The organism is Catenulispora sp. EB89 (assembly GCF_041261445.1).
Classification (GTDB): Bacteria; Actinomycetota; Actinomycetes; order Streptomycetales; family Catenulisporaceae; genus Catenulispora.
In genome coordinates this window covers 524,080-543,660 of the sequence record NZ_JBGCCU010000005.1, presented here as the reverse complement: position 1 = coordinate 543,660, position 19,581 = coordinate 524,080, and the positions used below count along the sequence as shown (strand labels likewise).

The following is a 19,581-nucleotide window of genomic DNA, read 5'->3' as shown; positions in this document are numbered from 1 at the left end:
CTCGTTTTCCACCGCCGGCCTGCGGATGCCCCCTCCGCGCCCGCCGGCCGTCGCTCGTCCCGTCTCCCCGTCGCGCCGTCTCCCCGTCTCCCCGTCACTCCTGCGCGATGGCCCCCAACAGATCCAGCCGGGCGGCCCGCCGCGCCGGCCGAGCCGCCGCCCCGACCCCCGCGACCGCCCCGGCCGCCAGGATCAGCGCCAGCGTCGTCGGCGAGGCCGCGAACCCGATCGCCGTCGAGTTCCCCGCCGCGCGCACCAGCGTCCAGGCCAGGAACGTCCCGAGCGCGACGCCGCCCAACGTCCCGAACAGCGCCACCAGCAGCGACTCCCACCGGACCAGGGCCCTGGTCTGCGGCCGCGTCAGCCCCACCGCGCGCAGGAGCCCGAGCTCGCGCGTGCGCTCGTGGACCGACAGCGCCAGCGTGTTCGCGATCCCGGCCAGCGCGATCACGATCGCCAGCACCAGCAGTACGTACGAGATCGTGAGCACCACATCGACCCCGGAGGCCTGCGCGTCCGCGTACTGCTGACGGTCCTGCACGTCGGGGCTGCCGTAAGGCACCACCGCCGCCGTGATCGCCGGCCGCGCCGCCGCGATGGACGTGCCGGGCGCCAGCTTCACGATCACCGAGGTGTCCGTGACCTGATTCGCGTGCGCGGACCACGCCGCGGTGTCGAGGAGGAATCCGTTGAAGGACCCGCGCGGCCCGTAGACCAACCCGACCGGCACCGTGCCGGCCGAGCCGTCGGGGTAGACGACCGAGACCGAGCTCCCGAGCGGGTGCTTCTTGGCCTCGGACGCCGAGACCCCGACCGCCCGGCCGCCGTCCAGCGCCGCAACCGAGCCGGACCGCACGTCCACCGAGACCGCCTGATCCAGCTTCCCGGTGTCCGCGAACGTCACGTTCTCCGCCGAGCCGCCGATCGAAGCCGTGCCCTGCCCGATCCCCACAGCCGCCGCGACTCCCGGCACCTTCTGTAGATCGGCAGCCATTTGCGGGCTCAAACCGCCGCCTCCGAAGCCCGGCGCCGACACCGCGAGGTCTCCGACGAACGACCGGTCCACATCAGACTTCAGCGATGCCTTCACCGACGTGGCGAACACGGTCAGCAGCGTCACCACGGCGACGCCGACCATCAGCGCGGTGGCGGTCGCCGACGTCCGCCGCGGATCCCGCGCCGCATTGCGCCGCGCCAAGACCCCGGTCGTCCCCGCGAGCCGTCCGCCGCCGGTGACCACGGCCCCCAGCACGCGCACCGCCCCGCGCGCCGCGACCGGTCCGAGCATCACCACGGCGACCGTGGTGGCCGCGGCCCCGGCGCCGGCCAGCGCCAGCGATCCGCCCGCCACGGCCAGTGCCACGCCGCCGACCAGCAGCACCGCGCCGATCGGCGTCCGCACGCGCCCGAACCCGGACGCCGTCTCCCCCACCGACGCCTCCCGCAGCGCCGCCAGCGGCGCCACCCGCGAGGCCCGCACCGCCGGCGACAGCGCGGCCAGCGCGGTCACGCCGACCCCGACCAGCAGCGCGATCGCGATCGTCGACCCGGTCACCGCCAATCCCCCAGCGGGCAAAGCGAATCCGGCCGCGTCGAACAGCGCCTTCAGCGCCTGCGCGATCCCCAGCCCGCCGACCACGCCGACCGCCGACGCGGCCAGGCCCAGCGCCGCCGCCTCGCCCAACGAGGACCGCAGGATCTGGCTCCGCGACGCGCCGAGCGCGCGCAGCAGGGCGTTCTCACGCGTCCGCTGGGCGATGAGGATCGTGTACGTGTTGTGGATCGAGAACGACGCGACGAGCAGGGCCACGGCTGCGAAGACGAGCAGGAAACCCTTGAAGAACGTGAGGAAAGCCGTGCCGATCGCGTCCGTGGTCGCCTTCGTGTAGGCCGCGCCGGTGATCGCCGAGACACCCGGCGGCAGCGCCTTCGAGACCGCACCGACAACAGAGTCCTGAGACACGCCGCTCTTCGCCGCGATCAGGATCTGCGACGCCTGGCCGGGGCGCGCGATGTAATTCTCCGCGACCGACTTCGTGAATCCGGCGTACGTCACCTGCCCGATCCCGTCCTGCGTCCCGAACCCGGCGATGCCGACGATCGTGACGCGCACCGGCAGCGGGGTCTGGACGATCGTGGTGTCGCCGATCTTCAGGTGTCCGGCGTCGGCGGCACCGCGGTTGATCACGGCCTCGACCGGCTGCCCGGCCGGTACGTCGCGCGGCGCCCGCCCGGAGACCAGGTGGTACGCGTTCAGCGTGGCGGACGGGATCCAGTTCCCGGCGGTGCGCGGCGGGCCGTTGCCGCCGACGGCTTTGCCGTCCGCGCCGAGCAGTTGGCCGTAGCCGACGATGTCGGGCTGCGCGTCGGCGACGCCCGGGACCGTGCGCAGCGAATCAGCGAGCTGCGACTGGATCGGGGCGCGCAGGCCGCCGAGAGGCGTGCCGTTGCCGCTGGAGGCGATCAGCGTGTCCGAGCGCACGACGGCCGCGACCCCGGAGTCCGCGGTCGCGAAGAGGTTGTCGAAGTTGCGCGACAGCGTCGCGTTCAGCGTGAGGGTGCCGGCCAGGAAGGCGACGCCGAGGAACACGGCGAGGAACGTGCCGATCAGCCGAAGGCGGCGGGCGGTGAGGTTGCGCAGGGCGACGGTGAGCATGTATGTCAGCCTCCTTATTCGCCGAAGCGCTGCATACGGGCCAGGACGGCATCCCGGGTGGGCAGTTCGAGCCGGTCCACGAGGCGGCCGTCGGCCAGGAACAGGACCTCGTCGGAGTAGGCGGCGGCCGAGGGGTCGTGGGTGACCATCACCAGCGTCTGGCCCAGATCCGTGACCATGGCCCGCAGCAGGCCCAGGACCTCGGCCGCGGACCGGGAGTCGAGGTTGCCGGTGGGCTCGTCGGCGAACACGACCTCCGGCCGGGACGCGAGGGCGCGCGCGACGGCGACGCGCTGCTGCTGGCCGCCGGAGAGCTCGGCGGGCCGGTGCTTGAGGCGGTCGGCGAGGCCGACGGTGCGCACGACGGTGTCCAGCCAGTCCTGGTCGGGCGCGCGGCCGGCCAGGTCCAGCGGGAGGGTGATGTTCTCCGCGGCCGAGAGCGTGGGCAGCAGGTTGAAGGACTGGAAGACGAAGCCGAGCTTCTCCCGGCGCAGGAGCGTGAGCTGCTTGTCGGAGGCGGCGCCGAGTTCGACGTCGCCGATGTAGACCTGCCCGGAGGTGAGCCGGTCCAGGCCGGCCAGGCAGTGCATGAGGGTCGACTTGCCGGATCCGGAGGGGCCCATGACGGCGGTGAAGCGGCCGGCGGGGAGCACGACGGTGACGCCGTCGAGGGCGCGGACGGCCGCGTCGCCGCCGCCGTACTGCTTGACCGCGGCCACCGCGCGGGCGGCGGGTGCCTTGGTGGTGCTGGAGGTGTTCGAGCTGCCTGAGCTGCCCGAGCTGCCCGGTGTCGTGCCGATCGTGGTGGTCATACCGTCGATTCCACCTTCGGGGGCGCTGCGGTGTAGTCCTACGACGGGAGTCACCTGGGGTACTGCGTGGGGAGACAGCGAAACGGCGCGACCACAGTGTGGTCACGCCGTTTCCGCTGTGCGCACTAGTCCTTGTCGAACTGGAGCAGGACCGTCACCGCGACCGCCACGCCGACCAGGAGTTCCAGCCCGGCGGTGAAGGCGTGGGTGTAGGCGGCGGGGGTGGTGGAGGAGCCGAGGGCGGAGTAGAAGACGATGCCGATCACCGCGACCCCGACCGCGCCGCCGACCTGCATCACCGTGGACACCACGCCCGAGGCGGCGCCGGTGTGCTGCGGAGCGACCCGGCCCATGGCCCCGGCGGCCAGCGGACCGATCGCCAGGCCCATGCCCGCACCGTCACCGACCAGCGCCGGGATCGTCCAGAGCAGCGAACCGTGGCTGCCGGTGAGGTGGAGCGTGACGATCAGGTCGGCCAGGCTGACGGCCATCAGCAGCGTGCCGACGGCGGCGGTCTGCCGACCGAGGCGAGCGGTGAGCTTCTGCGCGACCATCGAGGTGAGCAGGTAGCCGATGCCGATCGCGGTGAAGACCAGGCCGGCGTGCAGGGCGTCCAGTCCGCGGCCGATCTGCAGGTAGAGGGCGAAGATCAGGAAGAACGAGCCCTGACCCATCCAGAACACGATCTGGGCGATGATGCCCCGAGTGAAACCCTTGCTGCGGAACAGCGCCGGGTCGATCAGCGGCGACTTCTGCGCGGCGGCCAAGCGGCCCTGGTACCAACCGAAGGCGCCGAACAGAACCAGCGCGGCGCCGAAGCTCAGCCAGGTCCACAGCGGCCAGCCCTGGCTCTGCCCCTGGATGAGCGGCAGCACGGTGGCGACAAGCGCGGCACTGACCATCGCGACGCCGGGCACGTCCAAGCGCGTCCGGGCACCCTCCGCCCTGGACTCGGGCACGGCACGCGGCACGAGCGTCAGGGCCACCGCGCCGACCGGCACATTGATCAGGAAGCAGCTGCGCCAGCCGAGCCCGGAGAAGTTCAGATCGATCAGCACACCACCGATCAGCTGACCGAAGACCGCCGCCAGGCCCATCGCGAGGGCATAGGCGGTAAAGGCGCGGACCCGCTTGGCGCCTTCGAAGGCGGTGCCGATGATGGCCAGCGTCTGCGGACTCAGCAACGCCGCACCGATACCCTGCACGACCCGCGAGGCGATGAGCACGTCGGCAGTCGGCGCCATCCCGCACGCAGCCGACGCGGCGGTGAACAGGGCCATCCCGAGCGCGTACATCCGGCGCCGCCCGAACATGTCGCCAAGCCGCCCCGCAGTGATGACCCCGGCCGCGACCGTGAGGCCGTACCCGGCGACGATCCACTGGATCGCAGCCGGCGAGGCGTGCAGGTCGCGCTGTGTAGCGGGGATCGCGACGTTGACGATGAAGATGTCGAGCGTGGTCATGAAGACGCCCGCGAGGAGGACCAGGAGCGTCAGGTTCTGGGCCCGGGCGGTGTCGCGCGGGGATTCCGTTGCGGTGCGCGGTGCGGGCGCTTCGTGCGCCTCGCTGGCCGGTGTCGCCGGCCGGATTTCAGTAGCGGTCATGGGGTCAACGATGGCTTCGCGGGGGCCATGGGGACGATTACCTGGAAGGTAAGGACGGGGGGTGCGAGGCGCTAACCTCGGCATTCGATCGAGGCACCGAGTCGACGCGGGTAGTGGGATCGTGCGCGATGAGCTTGCCGACGGAGCCGGCCGGACCTGGCGCTTCGACGATCCATGGCGCTGGCGACCGTTCGACGGCGATCTGACGGCCGGGCCGCGCTGGCCCCTCTCACTGCTCACCCGCGACGGCACGCCGGATCCAGACGCGGCGGCCCAGATCGCGGCGGTCACCAGCACGGGTTCGCCGGCGGATGACATCACGCGCTGGCGGGAGCTGGCCGCTGCGGAGCCGCCGCACGCATTACCTGCCGGGTAATCGTGAGGTCATGGCCCCCGGCGGCATCGTTGAGGGCACAGGCCGCCGGGCAAGCCGGGGCCGGAACGGAAGGCAGTGCCATGACTGACATCAAGAACCTCATCGACGGTTACATCGCCGCGTGGAACGAGACCGACGCCGACGCCCGGGCCAAGAAGGTCGCGGAGGTCTTCGTCGAGGAGGTCGAGTACACCGACCCGCTGGCTTCGGTGCACGGGCACGGGGAACTCAGTGCCCTGATCGGCGCGGCTCAGGGGCAGTTCGCGGGGCTGACGTTCCGGTTGGCCGGGGAGCCGGACGCGCACCATGACGTCGTGCGCTTCACCTGGGAGCTGGCGGCCGGTGCGGACGAGGCGCTGGTGGTCGGGTTCGACGTGGCGCTGATCGCGGCCGACGGGCGGATCGGGGCGGTCGCCGGGTTCCTGGACAAGGTGCCCGCGATGTGAACGGTGCGGTGGCTGCGCCGGAGGGCGGTGGTCGGGAGCTTCGGCTCCGGATCGCCGCCCTCGGCGTTTTCCTCAGTATCGGTAAGTGTTTTCCGATTTGTGATCTGGCCGGTGTCGAGCGTCAGGCCCTCAGCGCTTTGAGCTCTTCGTCGTCTTCGGGGGCACGGCGGGCGCCTTCGCGCCGGTCGGTGCCGGGTTGCCGGTCGGCGTGGGCGTCGTCGGGGCCGGGTTGGCGGCCGGCGCGGTGTTCTGCGCGTTGTTCTGCGCGTTGGCGCCGGGGATCGCGCCGGGCTGGCTCGTCGTGCGCAAGGCCTGCGGGGTGGCGGCGTCCACCGCGGCGCCGACCACCAGCGGCTGCGGGCGGGTGGCGCCGAGGTAGTCGGCGGCGCCGATCGGGTCGAAGCGGATCGAGGCGCCGGTGTGCGGGGCGTCGATCATCACGCCGCCGCCGACGTAGATGCCGACGTGGTGGATGCTGCCCGGGTTGGACAGGTCGGTCGCGTAGAAGACCAGGTCGCCGGGCTGGAGCTGGGCGACCGGGACGTGCGGGCCGGTGTACCACTGCTCGGAGGCGGTGCGGGGCATGGTGATGCCGACCGAGGTGTAGGCGGCCTGGACCAGGCCGGAGCAGTCGAAGCGGCCGTCGGTGCCGTCGCCGCCCCACTCGTACGGGGTGCCGAGGCGGTTGTAGGCGTAGGCGATCGCGCGGACGGCCATGTCGGAGGGGGCGATGGTCGGGTCCGGGGCGCGGAAGGCCTGCTCCAGGGCCTTGATGTTCTTGACGTAGTTCTGCGTCTCGGCGTATGGCGGGATTCCGCCATACTGCTCGACCGCGCCGGGCCCGGCGTTGTAGCCGGCCAGCATGTTGGAGACGGCGTCGCCGCCGACGCCGGAGACCTGGTGCGCGATGGCGCAGTCGTAGCGCGCGGCGGCGGGGATCGCGTCGGCCGGGTTGCGCGGATCCTGTTTGCCGTCGCCGTCCTGCGGTGATGACCAGTTGGGCCAGGTGCCGGGCATGAACTGGGCGATCCCTATGGCGCCGGCCGGGGAGACGATGGTCGGGTTGAAGCCCGACTCCTGGTACAGCTGCGCGGCCAGCAGGGAGGGGGTGAGCTCCGGGCACATGTGGCCGTACTGCTCCATCAAAGCGGCGTCCGCGGCGGGCACGGTGCCGTCGGCGATCCGGCCGACGGGGCTCAGTGTCGAGCTGCCCGCGGCCACGCTCATGGTGCCGACCACGATCGCGCCTACCAGAAGGAAGGGAGTGGCCACCAGCGACGCGCCGACGATGATCGATGTCTTCATCAGTACCCTTCCTCCCTTCAGTTGATCATCGGATCAACCGATAACCAAGGTGTGCCGCGGACGGATCGAGGAAAACGACACCATAGACAAGGTATCTGCCGTCCGCGTCATCCTCGTAGACTGAGTTCCCTACGCTACCGGCAGTGACACCACATCGTGAGTACGACGAACACCACCGTTATAACCACAGGACTGGAGGCAGGCGGTCATCGTGTCTGCACTGCAAACTCTGCATGGCGCGGCGCACACCGTGGCCACGTTCCTCACCGCGACCCCGACCCCGGCGCCGCCGTCGGGCAACGACATCAACACGATCATCGGCGGGATCGCCCCGAACTGGGGCCCCTTCGGCCAGGTCGGCAACGAGGCCAGGGTGATGATCGAGGTCATCATGGCCACCGCGATCATCATCTGCCTGGGCATCGCGGTCTGGGGCGCGGCCAAGCAGCGCATCGGCGCCACGGCGCTGCGCGACACCTTCTCGGCCGAGCAGGGCAAGGGCCTGATCGTGGCCGGCCTGACCGGTGTGTTCATCATCGGATCCCTCGGCACCCTGTTCACCATCGTCTACGGCATGGCGATCTGACCGGCGGAGCGCACCGAGTTCTGACCGCCGACCACGCCCTGGGCCGAGGCCAACCCAAAGCACTGCCACCGCGCGCCGCCCGGCAAACCCGCACGAAGCCATCCGGGTATTTGTTAGGAACTGGTGGCCCGACACGACGACGATGTAACACGACCGGGACGTCCGGGGTGGGGAGACTTGAACATGGTTATCGACGGCGGTAGCGGCGGTCCGGGCCGCACGGGCGACGGCGGACCGCGCCGCGGCCGGCCCGGACGCGCACCGCGCATCGAGCAGCCGCAAACCGTCATCCGCCTCCCGAAGGACCCCTACGAAGGCGAGTTCAAGGCCCCCCGCGGCCGCCGCGGCCGCGGCGTCCTGGCCCTCGCCGCGATCGTGGTGGTGGTCGCGGCGGTGATCGCGATCAACAGCAGCAAGCACAACAACGGCGCCGCGAGCCAGGGCGCCAGCACGGGCGTCGGGGGCGGGGTGCCCGCGGCCACGGCCACGGTGGGGCAGAGCGCACCGACGAGCGCTTCGAGCCCCGCTTTTCCGACGCAGTCCGCAAACGGAGTGCTGACCGGATACCCGGATTCGCAAGCGGGTGCGGAAGCCGCGGCGGCCAACTACATCTCCGCTTTCGCCTCGGATGACATGGTGCATCCTGATTCGCGCCACAAGATGATCCAGGCGATCGCCGACCCGGCCATAGTGGCCACGCTGCAGAAATCGCTCGACGACGCATTCAATCGCACCTTGAGCGCGTACGGCCTCGACGCACAGGGCAATCCTCCTAAGGGACAAACGTTCGTTTACCGCAACGTGCCGATCGGGGTCAGCGTGCAGTCATACACCAGCGCCAAGGCGGTCGTGGCTGTGTGGGACACCACGATCGACGGCATCGCCGGTCAGGGATCCACCCAGCCCATCACCCAGACCTGGAGCACTTCGACCCTCACGCTCACGTGGGTCAACAACGACTGGCGCCTCAACGGCTTCACGCAGGCCGACGGGCCGACTCCCGTGTCGGCTCAGCAGGGTTCACTGCCCCTCGACATCCAGAAGGCCGTTCAGCAGTTCGCGAGGCTTCGTTATGCTCCCTGATTCCCACGCGCTGCCGGCCGCGCCCTCCGATCCATGCCAGTTATTGATCGGGGCGATGAAGGACGCCTGCGAGAACACCCAGCAGATGGTGAACGGCACCCCAACCCCGCCCGGAACCCAGAACAGCGTCCCCAACACTGCGAGCACCATCACCGACCCCCTCGGGTCCATCGCCCGCGGCTGCGCCGAGGCGGCGCAGTGGGTCATCAACAACCTGTCGGACGCGATCACCAAGACCGCGACTGTGAACTTCACCAACATGGGCTTCCTGAAGCAGTACGCGATCGTCTTCGCCGCGTCGGCGATCCTGACTGTGCTGCTCTGGTTGTTGTCCGTGGTGAAGCGGGCGGTGCGGGGGGATTCCATCGTCACCGCGATAGGTGAGGCGACCGGGTTCCTGTGGATGGCGGTTTTGGCGTCGGCCTTCACGCCGGTGATTCTGGCCGGGATGGTCAAGATCACCGATAGTGTCTCCGATGCCATCGGGAATGGTTCGACCGCTGATCGGAACGGGTTCCTGGCGTCGTTCTCGCATGCGCTCGACCCGAACTCGGGGTTGGGCGGGGGGCCGATCATGCTGATCTTCGTCTCGGTGCTGTCGATGATCGCTTCCGCGTTGCTCTGGCTGGAGCTCATCATTCGCGCCGCGATGCTCTACGTCGGTGCTGCGCTGGCCACTGCCGTGTACGCCGGGTTCGTCGACAAGTCCATGTGGGGGCACATTCGGCGGTGGGTGGGGTTGATGATTTCCATCGATCTCATCAAACCGATCATCGTGATCGTGCTGTCGCTGGCGACCGCTGTGTCGTCGGGGAATCAGGACTCGTTCAGCGCTGTGCTCTCCGGGCTGGCGATCATGATCCTGTCGATCTTCGCCTCCGGGTTGGTCTACCGGTTCGTGCCCGCCTTCGGTGACGAGATGTTGACGCTGCAGAAGGAGCGCGCGGCGAAGATCGGCAAGGCCGCGATCACCAGCGCCGCGTTCACGTCCCCGGCCGGCACGATGCGCAACGGGATGGCCGCGCACGCCAACCGCATCAGCGGTGCCTTCGCCGGTGGTGGGGGCGGCGGCAACATGGGCAGTGCGATCGCCGGGATGTCGGTGGGTGCGCTCGCCGGCGGTGCGGGTGCCGCGGCCGGGATCGCGGCGCACACCGGCAGGGCCCTGACGGTGCGGCCCGGTGCCGATGGCGGCGGGCAGGGCGGCGCCGGTGCCGGTGGAAACGGAGGCGGAGGCAACGGCGGCGCGGGCGGCAACGGCGGCTCGGCCACCTCCCCGTCACGCCTGCGCGCCACGCCGGCTCCCATCGTCCCCAACCCCCCGCCGCCTCCGCGCGGCGGTTCGTGACGAGACCGGTGAAGGAGGCGAGGACATGACGCGAGAAGACGTGACGCACGACAACGAGAGTTCGGGCAACAGCTCAACCACCACCGAATCCGTCTCCTGCGACCCCGCCACCGCCCCCACCCGGGTAGCGTCCCGGGTAACGTCAAGGAGCACCCCCGGCCGCGCACAGAGAACACCCGCACCCCCGCTGGAAGGCACCGCCGTGAGCACCACGCCAAGCAGTGACCACCGCCCCGCAGCGGCCCGTGCCGCGGGCGGGAGCCGACGGGGGGGCCGGCCATGAGCACCACCCAGCAGGAGCCCCCGCAGTACCGGCGCGCCTACCTCCTCGGCAAGGCCAAGCCCAGTGCGCTGATCGGCCGGAACCGGGAGACCGGCGAGATCGGCGTCATCGTGGTCTGCTGCGGGCTCTCGCTGCTCTCCGGCTTCTTCGTGCCCACCACCTTCCTGAAGGTCCTGGGCATCCTCGCGGGCCCGGCGCTGGCGCTGGTCGTCGTGTTCATGCCCTACAACGGCCGCACCATCTACAAGTGGTTCGAGATCAACCGCTCCTACAAGCGCCTGCTGCGCTCGCCGCAGGCCGCCTGGCGGTCGCGGGCCATGGAGGCCGGGACGCGGATGGACGGCGCGGAGGTCGAGATCGGGCCGCCGCCGGGGGTGGGGCGGCTGCGGTGGCTGCGGGCGCAGTTCGGGCCGGATGAGATCGCGGTGCTGATGCACCTGGACCGGCGGACCGTCACCGCCACGCTGGAGATCGAGGGCCCCGGTGTCGGCTCGCGGGACTCCGAGGACCAGGAGGCGCTGGTCGACCGGTTCGGCACGCTGCTGCGGCACGTGGCCAACGGCGACGGCTTCGTCACCCGGCTGCAGATGCTGGCGCGCACGCTGCCGGCCGACCCCGACGCGCATGCGAAAGATGTGGCAAGGAGGGGCGACGAGCAGTCCCCCCGCTGGCTCCAGGAGTCCTACGAGCACCTGCTCTCCATGGTCTCGACCTCCTCCGAGCAGCACCGGGCCTACCTGGTCGCCTGCATGCCCTACACCAAGGACCTGGCCTCCGAGGCCTACGTCATCGGCCGCGGGGCGGTGGACGTGGGCCTGGGCATCATCATGGCCCGCGAGCTCGCCGACATCTGCGCCCGGCTGGCCGACGCCGACATCAAGGTGCGCCAGCCGCTGGGCCCGGTCGCGCTGTCGTCGCTGATCCACTCCATGTACGACCCCGACCACCCGATCGACCACCTGCACGCCATGTCCCGGCGCAACGCCTGGCCGGCCGAGCTCGACGCCACGCATCCGCAGTTCCTGCGCGCGAAGACCCGCGAGTCGGTGACCGCCGAGCCCTGGTGCCACGCCACCGCCTGGATCAAGGAGTGGCCGCTGACGCCGGTCGGCGTGAACTTCCTGGCGCCGCTGCTGGTGCACACCCCCGACGTGATCCGCACGGTCGGGGTGACGATGGACCTGGAACCCACCGACATCGCCATCGAGCGGATGCTCACCGAGAAGATCAACACCGACGCCGAGGCCTCGCGCCAGGCCAAGCTCGGCCGGGTCGACGACCCGCGCGAGCGGGCCCACGCCGGCCGCGTCGACCAGCGCGGCGAGGACCTGGCCTCCGGCGCCGCCGGGGTGAACCTGGTCGGCTACATCACCGTCTCGGCGCGCGGGCCGGAGCAGCTGAACCGGGACAAGCGCACGATCCGGGCCTCGGCGGGCAAGTCGTTCCTCAAGCTGGAGTGGTGCGACCGCGAACACCACAGGGCGTTCACCAACACCCTGCCGTTCGCGACCGGGCTGCGGAAGTAAGGAGACGCACACGCCATGGCCGGACGCTCCATCATGGACTCCCTGACCGAGGGCTTCGCCTCGCTGGTCTTCGGCAAGGTCGAGACCAGCCGACCGCCGGTGCGCACCTCGTCCTCGCAGGCGCAGGCGGTGTACCTGCCGACCGCCGCGCCGGGCCTGGGCGACTCCGGCGTCATCATCGGCCGCGAGGTGTACTCCGGCAAGGGCTACGTCTACGACCCCTTCCAGCTCTACGGCCAGCAGCTGCCGGCCCCGCACTGGCTGGTGCTCGGCGAGTCCGGCAACGGCAAGTCGGCGCTGGAGAAGACGTACGTGCTGCGCCAGCTCCGCTTCAAGGACCGCCAGGTGGTGGTCCTGGACGCGCAGGGCGAGGACGGCGTCGGCGAGTGGCACCTCATCGCCGAATCCCTCGGCGTCACCCCGGTCCGCCTGGACCCGCACGGCGTGCGCGGCGACAGCATCCGCCTGAACCCGCTGGATCCGGCGATCGCCACCACCGGGCAGCTCGCGCTGCTGCGGACCATAGTCGAGGTGGCCCAGGGCCGGCCGCTGGACGAACGCGCCGGCTACGCGCTGAAGGCGGCGCACCTGCGGGTCGGCGAGGCGGGGCTGAAGTACGGCCGCCAGCCGATCCTGTCCGACGTCGTCGAGGCTCTGCGCACGCCGCTGACCAGCGCCGCCGAGGACATGAACGTGACCATAGAGGACGTGCAGGCCTGGGGTCTGGACGTCGCGCTGGTCCTGGACCGCCTGGTCGACGGCGACCTGGCGGGCATGTTCGACGGCCCCACGACCCAGGGCATCGACCTGGACTCGCCGCTGATCGTCTTCGACCTGTCGGCCATCGACCGCAACTCGATCGGCATGCCGATCCTGATGGCCATCGTCGGCGTCTGGCTGGAGCACACGTGGCTGCGCCCGGACCGGGTGAAGCGCATCCTGCTGGTCGAAGAGGCCTGGCACATCATCAACTCGCCGTTCGTGGCGCAGCTGTTCCAGCGGCTGCTGAAGTTCGGGCGGCGCCTGGGCCTGTCGTTCGTCGCGGTGGTGCACCACCTGTCGGACGTCGTGGACGGCGCCGCGGCCCGCGAGGCGGCGGCGATCCTGAAGATGGCCTCGACCCGCACGGTCTACATGCAGAAAGCCGACGAGGCGCGCACCACGGGCAAGGTCCTGGGACTGCCGCGCTGGGCGGTGGAGATCATCCCGTCGCTGACCCCGGGCATCGCGGTCTGGGACGTGAACGGCGACGTGCAGGTCGTGAAGCACATCATCACCGAGCACGAGCGGCCGCTGGTGTTCACCGACCGCGCCATGACCGAGAGTTCGGCGGACGCCGCCGCGCTGCTGGCCGCGAACGCGGCGGCGGCCCTGCCGCCCGGCTCGGCCGAGGAGACGGCGGCGCTGGAGGCAGCCGAGGCGGAGCGCATCGCGGCCCTGCCCGCGCCTGCCACGCCGGTACGGGCCATCGCCGCGGGCAACCAGCAGCCGCTGGAGCGCGAGCGGCGGTGGGCGGTGGAGCCGATCGACGCGGACGGCGACGACGAGCTGACGGCCATCGCCGGCACGCTGTTCGGGAAGAAGGCCGAGCTGCCGTATCAGCAGGCTGTCGAGACGCCGGAGAACCGGGATCGGTGATCGCCCTGCTGGCCGCGCCGAGCAATCTCGGCCTGCGTCCCCCGGCGCCGACCAGCGTTCCCGGCACCGCGAAAGCGCCGGAAGCGTTGCGGGAGGCCGGATTGCTCGCGCGACTCGCCGAGCACAGCGCCAGTGTTCGCGACGCCGGAGTGGTCCTGGCCGGCCGGTACGCCGATGACGCGTCCCCCGGGCGGCTCCGGAATCAGGACTCGATCATCGAGCACGCGCGGCGCCTGGCACAGCGCATCGAGGACATCAGGTCCGCGGGCGACTTCCCGCTGGTGATCGGCGGGGATTGCAGCCTGGTGGTCGGGGTCGGCCTGGCCCTGCGTCCGGCGGGCCGTTTCGGGCTCGTCCACCTCGACGGCCACACCGACTTCCGGAACCCCGGCAACTCCGAGGCCTGCGCGTCGCTGGCCGGCGAGGACCTGGCCGCGGCCGTCGGACGCCACTGGCCGGCGATCGCGGACATCGACGGGCTCGGACCGTACTTCGATCCGGCGGACACCGTGCACGCCGGATGCCGCGACGACGACGAGGAGATGGCCGAAGTCCGCGAGGCCATCAGCCTCCTGATTCCGGCGTCCGGGATCATCCGCGACGGAGCCGCCGCGACCGCCGCCCGGATCGGCGAGCATGTCGACCGCCGGGATCTCGACGGCTACTGGCTGCACCTCGACGTGGACATCCTCGACGCGGCCGTGATGCCCGCCGTCGACAGCCCCGATCCCGGTGGCCTCCAAGCCGATCAGCTCACCGAGCTGCTGGCCGCACTGGCCCCTCGGGCGGTCGGCGCGCACGTCACCGTCTTCGACCCGGACCTCGACCCCGACGGCCGCTACGCGCGGCTGTTGACGGACGTCGTCGCCGAAGGCCTCGGCCGGCTCGGCAGCGCGTCGAGAGCATCAGGAGCCTGACAGAAGCCAGAAGTCAGTCGCCTAGATCTGCTCGCTCATAAGGGGAAATCCAGTATCCGCGACGCCATCACTTCACTCCGGCACGGCCACACATCCCCGCAGGTACAGAACTCGGGCCCGGGTTCCCCGTCCATCCCCCGCACCTCGACCTTCTGGTGCACCGCGAACAGCACCCCCACCCAGTTCCGGTAATCCGGGGCGACGTGATCGTCAAGACTTGCGACACTCATCTGTATGTCCTCCAGTCTCCGCGACGTCCGGCGACACCGTCTTCCAGACACCGTGTCCAACGACGACGGTCGGCGCGGGTGACGGGTGAATTCTGTGACGGGAGCTGCTTCATGAAGTACCGCATCCTTGGGAGTGACGGACCGCGCGTCTCCGCGCTGGGACTCGGGTGCATGGGCATGTCCGACTTCTACAGCGTCACCCCCGAGTCCGAGGCGGAGTCGATCTCGGTGATCCACCGCGCGGTCGATGATCTCGGGGTGACGCTATTGGACACCGCCGACATGTACGGCAGGGGCGCCAACGAGAAGCTGGTCGGACGGGCTTTGCAGGGCGGCCGGCGGGACCGGGTGGTGCTGGCCACCAAGTTCGGGATCCGGCGGGATCCGGAGACCGACGAGCGCTCGGTGCGCAACGATCCCGAGTACATCCGGACGGCCGTCGACGCCTCGCTGACCCGGCTCGGCGTGGACCACATCGACCTCTACTACATGCACCGCAACAACCCCGACGTCCCGGTCGAGGAGTCGGTCGGCGCGATGGCCGAGCTGGTGCGGGCGGGGAAGGTGCGGCACCTGGGGCTGTCCGAGGTGGGTCCGGAGACGCTGCGCGCCGCGCACGCCGTGCACCCGATCGCCGCGCTGCAGAGCGAGTACTCGCTGTTCACCCGGGACATCGAGGCCGAGGTGCTGCCGGTGGCGCGCGAGCTGGGGATCGGGATCGTGCCCTACTCCCCCGTAGGCCGCGGACTGCTCACGGGTGCCATCACGTCGTTGGAGGGCCTGGCCGCGGACGACTTCCGGCGCAACAACCCGCGCTTCGCCGACGAGAACCTGGAGGCGAACCTGAAGCTGGTCGCAGAGCTGCGCGCGGTCGCCGAGGAGAGCGGGCACACGCCGGTCCAGCTGGCGCTGGCCTGGCTGCTGGCCCAGGGGCCGGACATCGTGCCGATCCCGGGGACGAAACGGATCAAGTACCTGGACGAGAACTCGGCCGCCGCGGACTTCGAGCTGACCGCCGAGCAGCTGGCCCGGATCGAGGCCGCGGTGCCGCATGGAGCGGTCTCCGGAGCGCGGTACGCGGCGGATTCCGCGCGGCGGGTCCAGTCGCGCTAACCCCCGCTTAGGCTCCGATAAGCCTTCGACCCCGCGGCCTGTGCAGTAAGGCCCCCTGAGGTACCTGAGGACCATACCTAAGGTACCTCAACCCCGAAGGACTGGCCGGTTGCCTCATGTGTAGGTGGTGCCTGCCGCCGGAGACTAGTACATGTCACCGAAGTGGGTGACGTTCGACAGGCAGGGGAGCCGACATCATGAACAACACCGTTTTCACCGTGGAGATCGCCAACGCCCACCGCACCGACCTGATCGACCAGGCCCGCCGCTACGGACTGGCCAAGCGTGCCCGTCGGTGCCAGGACATATCCGCGGACAAGGTACATACCGTGCACGGCGGATCACGTTCCGGTGAAAGGTCGATGACCTGAGCGGGACCCCTGTGCGATGCTCGACCATGTGTCGATGCGCCAGGTGAGCCCCGTCTTCGTCGGCCGCGGGCCGGAGCTGTCCAAGCTCCGCTCTCTGCTGGCCAGCGCTTCGGACGGCGAGCCCGCGGTGGTGGTCGTCGGCGGGGACGCCGGAATCGGCAAGTCCCGGCTGATCGAGGAGTTCGTCAGGCCGCTGCTCGGCCCGGATCCCGCGGGGGCCGGCGCCGGGCGGGGGGACGAGGCCGGCGGGATTCCCGTCACAGACGTCCGCGTACTCATCGGGGGTTGCGCGGAACTCGGCGACGAAGGAGTGGCCTACGCCCCCTTCGTCGCCGCGCTGCGCCAGCTGCTGCGCGACTGGCCCGGCGCCTTCGGCGACGGCGACGGGGTGCGCCGCCGCGAGCTGGCGTGGCTGCTGCCCGAACTGGCCGAGGGACTGAGCAACGACGATTCGCCGCGCGGCGGGATGATGCGCCCGGCGGGCATGGAGCGGCACAGCGACGCGCTGCCGGCCGTGACGCGGGCCGGTGAGCAGTCGGTGCGGGGGCACCTGTTCGACGCCGTCCTGGGGCTCCTGGAGGACCTGGGATCGGCGGAGACGCTGCTGCTGGTCCTGGAGGACCTGCACTGGTCCGACCGGTCGACCCGGGACCTGCTGGGCTTCCTGTCGCGCTCGCTGCGCGACTCGCGGGTGCTGATCGTCGGCACCTACCGCACCGACGACCTGCACCGCGGGCATCCGCTGCGGCCGTTCCTGGCCGAGCTGGACCGGATCCGGGGCGTGCGGCGCATCGATCTGGGGCCGCTGACCACCGGGGAGACCGCCGAGCAGCTGGCCGCCATCTACGGCCGGACCGGCCGGGACCTGCCGCCGGGGTTCGCCGAGGAGGTGTTCGCGCGCGCCGAGGGGAACCCGTTCTTCACCGAGGAGCTGGCGTGCGCGGCGGACGGTTCCAGCCTGATGCCCTCGGACGTCGGCGGCTTCGCGCTGTCCGACACGCTGCGGGACCTGCTGCTGATCAAGGTGGAGCAGCTTCCCGAGCCCACACAGCGGATGCTGCGGCTGTTGTCGGCCGCGCTGCCGCCGGTGGACCACCGCTTCCTGCTCCTGGTCACCGGGGCCACGGACGACGAGCTCAACGAGCAGATCCGGCCGGCGTTCCAGGCGCACATCCTGATCCCCGGCGAGACGCCGACGAGCTACCGGTTCCGGCACGCCTTGCTGCGCGAAGCCGTGCACAACGAGCTGCTGCCCGGTGAGCACTCCGCCCTGCACCGCAAGTACGCCGAGCTGCTGGAGGCCGAGCCGTCGCTGGTCGCGGCCGAGGCACGGGAAGTCGAGCTGGCGCACCACTGGTATTCGGCGCGGGACTACCCGCGCGCCTACGACGCGGCGTTGAGTGCCGCTGAAGCTGCCGACGCGCGCTACGCGTACGTCGAAGAACACCAGATGCTGGAACGCGCGCTTGATCTGTGGGACCAGGTTCCCTCGCCGGGCCTGGACTACGCACGGCTGCTCTACAAGACCGCCTGCGCCGCACATCTGGCCGGGGACCCGCATCGGGCGCTGTCGCTGACGGACAAGGCCCTCAAGCGCGTCGAACCGGATCAGGACCGCGAGCTGGCCGCGCTGCTGCACCACCTGCGCAGCCGGGACCACCACATCCTGGGGCGCGGCGACGGCATGGCCGACATCTGGGCCGCGCTGGACCTGGTCGACGGCGAGTCCAGTCCGCAGGTGCGCGTGCAGATCACCAACAGCGCCTCGTTCATCAAGATGCTGACGTCCGACGACATCGACGCCGCGCTGCGCTTCGCCGAGGAGACCGCGGTCCTGGCGGAGAAGATCGACTCGGACCTGTACCGGATCGCGGCGGCCATCACCAAGGGCACGGTGCTGGCCGGGCAGGTCTCGCTCGGCACGCACGAGGAGGGCCTGGCCATCCTGCGGCAGGCCATCATCGACAGCCTCGGCTACGGCGACCCGGGCATCATCGGCCGCGGCTACATCAACCTGTGCAGCGCGCTGGAGACGCTGGACCGGCACCAGGAAGCCGTGCAGGTGGCCCGGGCCGGGCTGGGCGAGCTGATGCGGCGCGGGGTGCGGCTGCGGGTGGCCGAGAGCATGCTCTGGCTGAACATGGCCGAATCGTTGATCGCGCTCGGCGACTGGGAGCGCGCCAAGGCCGCGCTGAACTCCAGCCTGGACCTGGACCCGCCGGGCATCCACGGGGCCACCACGCACGAGTACCTGGCCGATCTGGCACTGCTCAACGGCGACGCCGAGGTGGCGCGCGGGGAGGCGACGCTGGGAGCGCGGATCCCGAGCCGGACCTTCGAGCACCAATACGCGCTGCCGGGGATCCGGCGGGAGATCGAGAAGGCGGTGTGGCTGACGCGCTCGATCGGCGAGGCGCGCACGGCGTTCCAGGTTTTCCTGGACAAGCCGCAGTTCCTCGGCGACGAGCGGTACGCCTGGCGGGTGCTGACCGCGATGGCGATGGCCGAGGCGGACCATGCCGAGACGACACGCGCCGCGGCGCGTTCCGGGACGTCGGCCGCCGACGCCGCGGGATCGGCGATGATCGCGGCGCTGGCCGAGCGCGCCGGGCGGCTTCCGGCGCTGACGCCGAGCCAGGCCGCGGCCGCCGCGCAGGTGGCCGCGGAGCTGGCGCGCTGGCGGGGCGTCGCCGGGGCGGCGGAGTGGGCCACGGCGAGCGAGCTGGCGGCCCGGGAAGGTGTGCACGCGCATCAGGCCGCGTACATCAACTTCCGCGCGTCCGAGGCCTGCGCCGCCAACGGCGACCGCGACCACGCCGCCGAGCTGCTGCGCCGCGCGGTGCGCGCGATCGCCACGCTGCCGGAAGGGCCGCTGTGCCTGGAGGTGCAGGCGCTGGCCCGGCGCGCGCGGCTGGACATCAGCGACTGCATGCCGGCGGCGCAGGCGCCCGAGAGCGCCCGGGGGCACGACTCCGGCTCGCCGCTGGGACTGACGGCCCGCGAGTTGGAAGTGCTGGCGCTGGTGGCGCAGGGGCTTTCCAACCGGCAGATCGGCGAGCGGCTGTTCATCTCGACGAAGACGGCCAGCGTGCACGTGTCCAACATCCTGGCCAAACTGGGAGTTTCCGGACGCGGCGAGGCCGCCGCGGTGGCACATCGGCTGCGGGTTTTCGAACAGGCCTAAGGTTCGCACCGCGATTCAGGGGACGAATATCCAAACCCGGATCACGGTCACGTCCCGCGATCGGTCGGAAACCCTGCGCGATCCCTCATTCGGATGGATCGCC

The 19,581-nt window shown here is 70.9% G+C and carries 15 protein-coding genes and 1 pseudogene; 11 read left to right on the top strand and 5 right to left on the bottom strand.

What is annotated here, in order from left to right; genetic code table 11:
- Positions 1–94: 94 nt before the first annotated feature.
- From ABH920_RS14590 to ABH920_RS14580, 3 genes are all read right to left on the bottom strand, one after another.
- On the bottom strand, positions 95–2,656 hold the full coding sequence (locus ABH920_RS14590) for an ABC transporter permease (protein WP_370349476.1): 2,562 nt from the start codon (positions 2,654–2,656) through the stop codon (positions 95–97).
- Between the two features lie 14 nt (positions 2,657–2,670).
- Positions 2,671–3,468, bottom strand: coding sequence for an ABC transporter ATP-binding protein (locus ABH920_RS14585; RefSeq protein WP_370349475.1), 798 nt, complete (start codon positions 3,466–3,468; stop codon positions 2,671–2,673).
- A 125-nt stretch (positions 3,469–3,593) separates the two neighbouring features.
- Positions 3,594–5,072 (bottom strand): MFS transporter, encoded by a 1,479-nt coding sequence (locus ABH920_RS14580; protein ID WP_370349474.1) that lies wholly within the window; start codon positions 5,070–5,072, stop codon positions 3,594–3,596.
- A gap of 121 nt (positions 5,073–5,193) precedes the next feature.
- Between ABH920_RS14580 and ABH920_RS14575 the strand changes: the two genes are divergently transcribed.
- Together ABH920_RS14575 and ABH920_RS14570 are read left to right on the top strand one after the other, a co-directional pair.
- Positions 5,194–5,448, top strand: a complete 255-nt coding sequence (locus ABH920_RS14575; RefSeq protein WP_370349473.1) for a hypothetical protein — start codon at positions 5,194–5,196, stop codon at positions 5,446–5,448.
- 80 nt (positions 5,449–5,528) lie between these two features.
- Complete coding sequence (locus ABH920_RS14570; protein WP_370349472.1) at positions 5,529–5,894, top strand: nuclear transport factor 2 family protein; 366 nt, start codon at positions 5,529–5,531, stop codon at positions 5,892–5,894.
- A 129-nt stretch (positions 5,895–6,023) separates the two neighbouring features.
- Here the strand turns inward: ABH920_RS14570 and ABH920_RS14565 are convergent, their stop codons facing one another.
- Positions 6,024–7,199, bottom strand: a complete 1,176-nt coding sequence (locus ABH920_RS14565) for an NlpC/P60 family protein (RefSeq protein ID WP_370349471.1) — start codon at positions 7,197–7,199, stop codon at positions 6,024–6,026.
- Between the two features lie 250 nt (positions 7,200–7,449).
- Between ABH920_RS14565 and ABH920_RS14560 the strand changes: the two genes are divergently transcribed.
- The gene (locus tag ABH920_RS14560; RefSeq protein WP_194906871.1) at positions 7,450–7,785 is read left to right on the top strand and encodes a hypothetical protein; all 336 of its coding nucleotides are present in this window, start codon (positions 7,450–7,452) and stop codon (positions 7,783–7,785) included.
- A 183-nt stretch (positions 7,786–7,968) separates the two neighbouring features.
- A complete protein-coding gene (locus tag ABH920_RS14555) occupies positions 7,969–8,868 on the top strand; it encodes a hypothetical protein (RefSeq protein ID WP_370349470.1) in 900 nt (299 codons plus the stop codon).
- On the opposite strand, the gene ABH920_RS14550 is transcribed toward ABH920_RS14555, so the two are convergent.
- On the bottom strand, positions 8,806–9,330 hold the full coding sequence (locus ABH920_RS14550) for a hypothetical protein (protein ID WP_370349469.1): 525 nt from the start codon (positions 9,328–9,330) through the stop codon (positions 8,806–8,808). The genes ABH920_RS14555 and ABH920_RS14550 overlap by 63 nt on opposite strands.
- Here ABH920_RS14550 and ABH920_RS14545 point away from each other — a divergent pair.
- The 7 genes and pseudogenes from ABH920_RS14545 to ABH920_RS14515 all read left to right on the top strand — a co-directional run bounded on the left by ABH920_RS14545 (position 9,317) and on the right by ABH920_RS14515 (position 19,478).
- On the top strand, positions 9,317–10,216 hold the full coding sequence (locus ABH920_RS14545; RefSeq protein ID WP_370349468.1) for a hypothetical protein: 900 nt from the start codon (positions 9,317–9,319) through the stop codon (positions 10,214–10,216). The genes ABH920_RS14550 and ABH920_RS14545 overlap by 14 nt on opposite strands.
- A gap of 279 nt (positions 10,217–10,495) precedes the next feature.
- Positions 10,496–12,025 carry an SCO6880 family protein gene (locus ABH920_RS14540; protein ID WP_370349467.1) on the top strand — a complete coding sequence of 510 codons (1,530 nt, stop codon included), beginning with the start codon at positions 10,496–10,498 and terminating at the stop codon, positions 12,023–12,025.
- A 15-nt stretch (positions 12,026–12,040) separates the two neighbouring features.
- Positions 12,041–13,429: pseudogene (locus tag ABH920_RS14535) on the top strand (ATP-binding protein); the annotation flags it as partial.
- A 230-nt stretch (positions 13,430–13,659) separates the two neighbouring features.
- The gene (locus tag ABH920_RS14530) at positions 13,660–14,580 is read left to right on the top strand and encodes an arginase family protein (RefSeq protein ID WP_370349466.1); all 921 of its coding nucleotides are present in this window, start codon (positions 13,660–13,662) and stop codon (positions 14,578–14,580) included.
- Positions 14,581–14,921: 341 nt separating this feature from the next.
- Positions 14,922–15,923 carry an aldo/keto reductase gene (locus ABH920_RS14525; protein WP_370349465.1) on the top strand — a complete coding sequence of 334 codons (1,002 nt, stop codon included), beginning with the start codon at positions 14,922–14,924 and terminating at the stop codon, positions 15,921–15,923.
- 197 nt (positions 15,924–16,120) lie between these two features.
- Positions 16,121–16,294 (top strand): hypothetical protein, encoded by a 174-nt coding sequence (locus ABH920_RS14520; RefSeq protein ID WP_370349464.1) that lies wholly within the window; start codon positions 16,121–16,123, stop codon positions 16,292–16,294.
- Positions 16,295–16,328: 34 nt separating this feature from the next.
- A complete protein-coding gene (locus tag ABH920_RS14515; RefSeq protein WP_370349463.1) occupies positions 16,329–19,478 on the top strand; it encodes an AAA family ATPase in 3,150 nt (1,049 codons plus the stop codon).
- Positions 19,479–19,581: the final 103 nt, after the last annotated feature.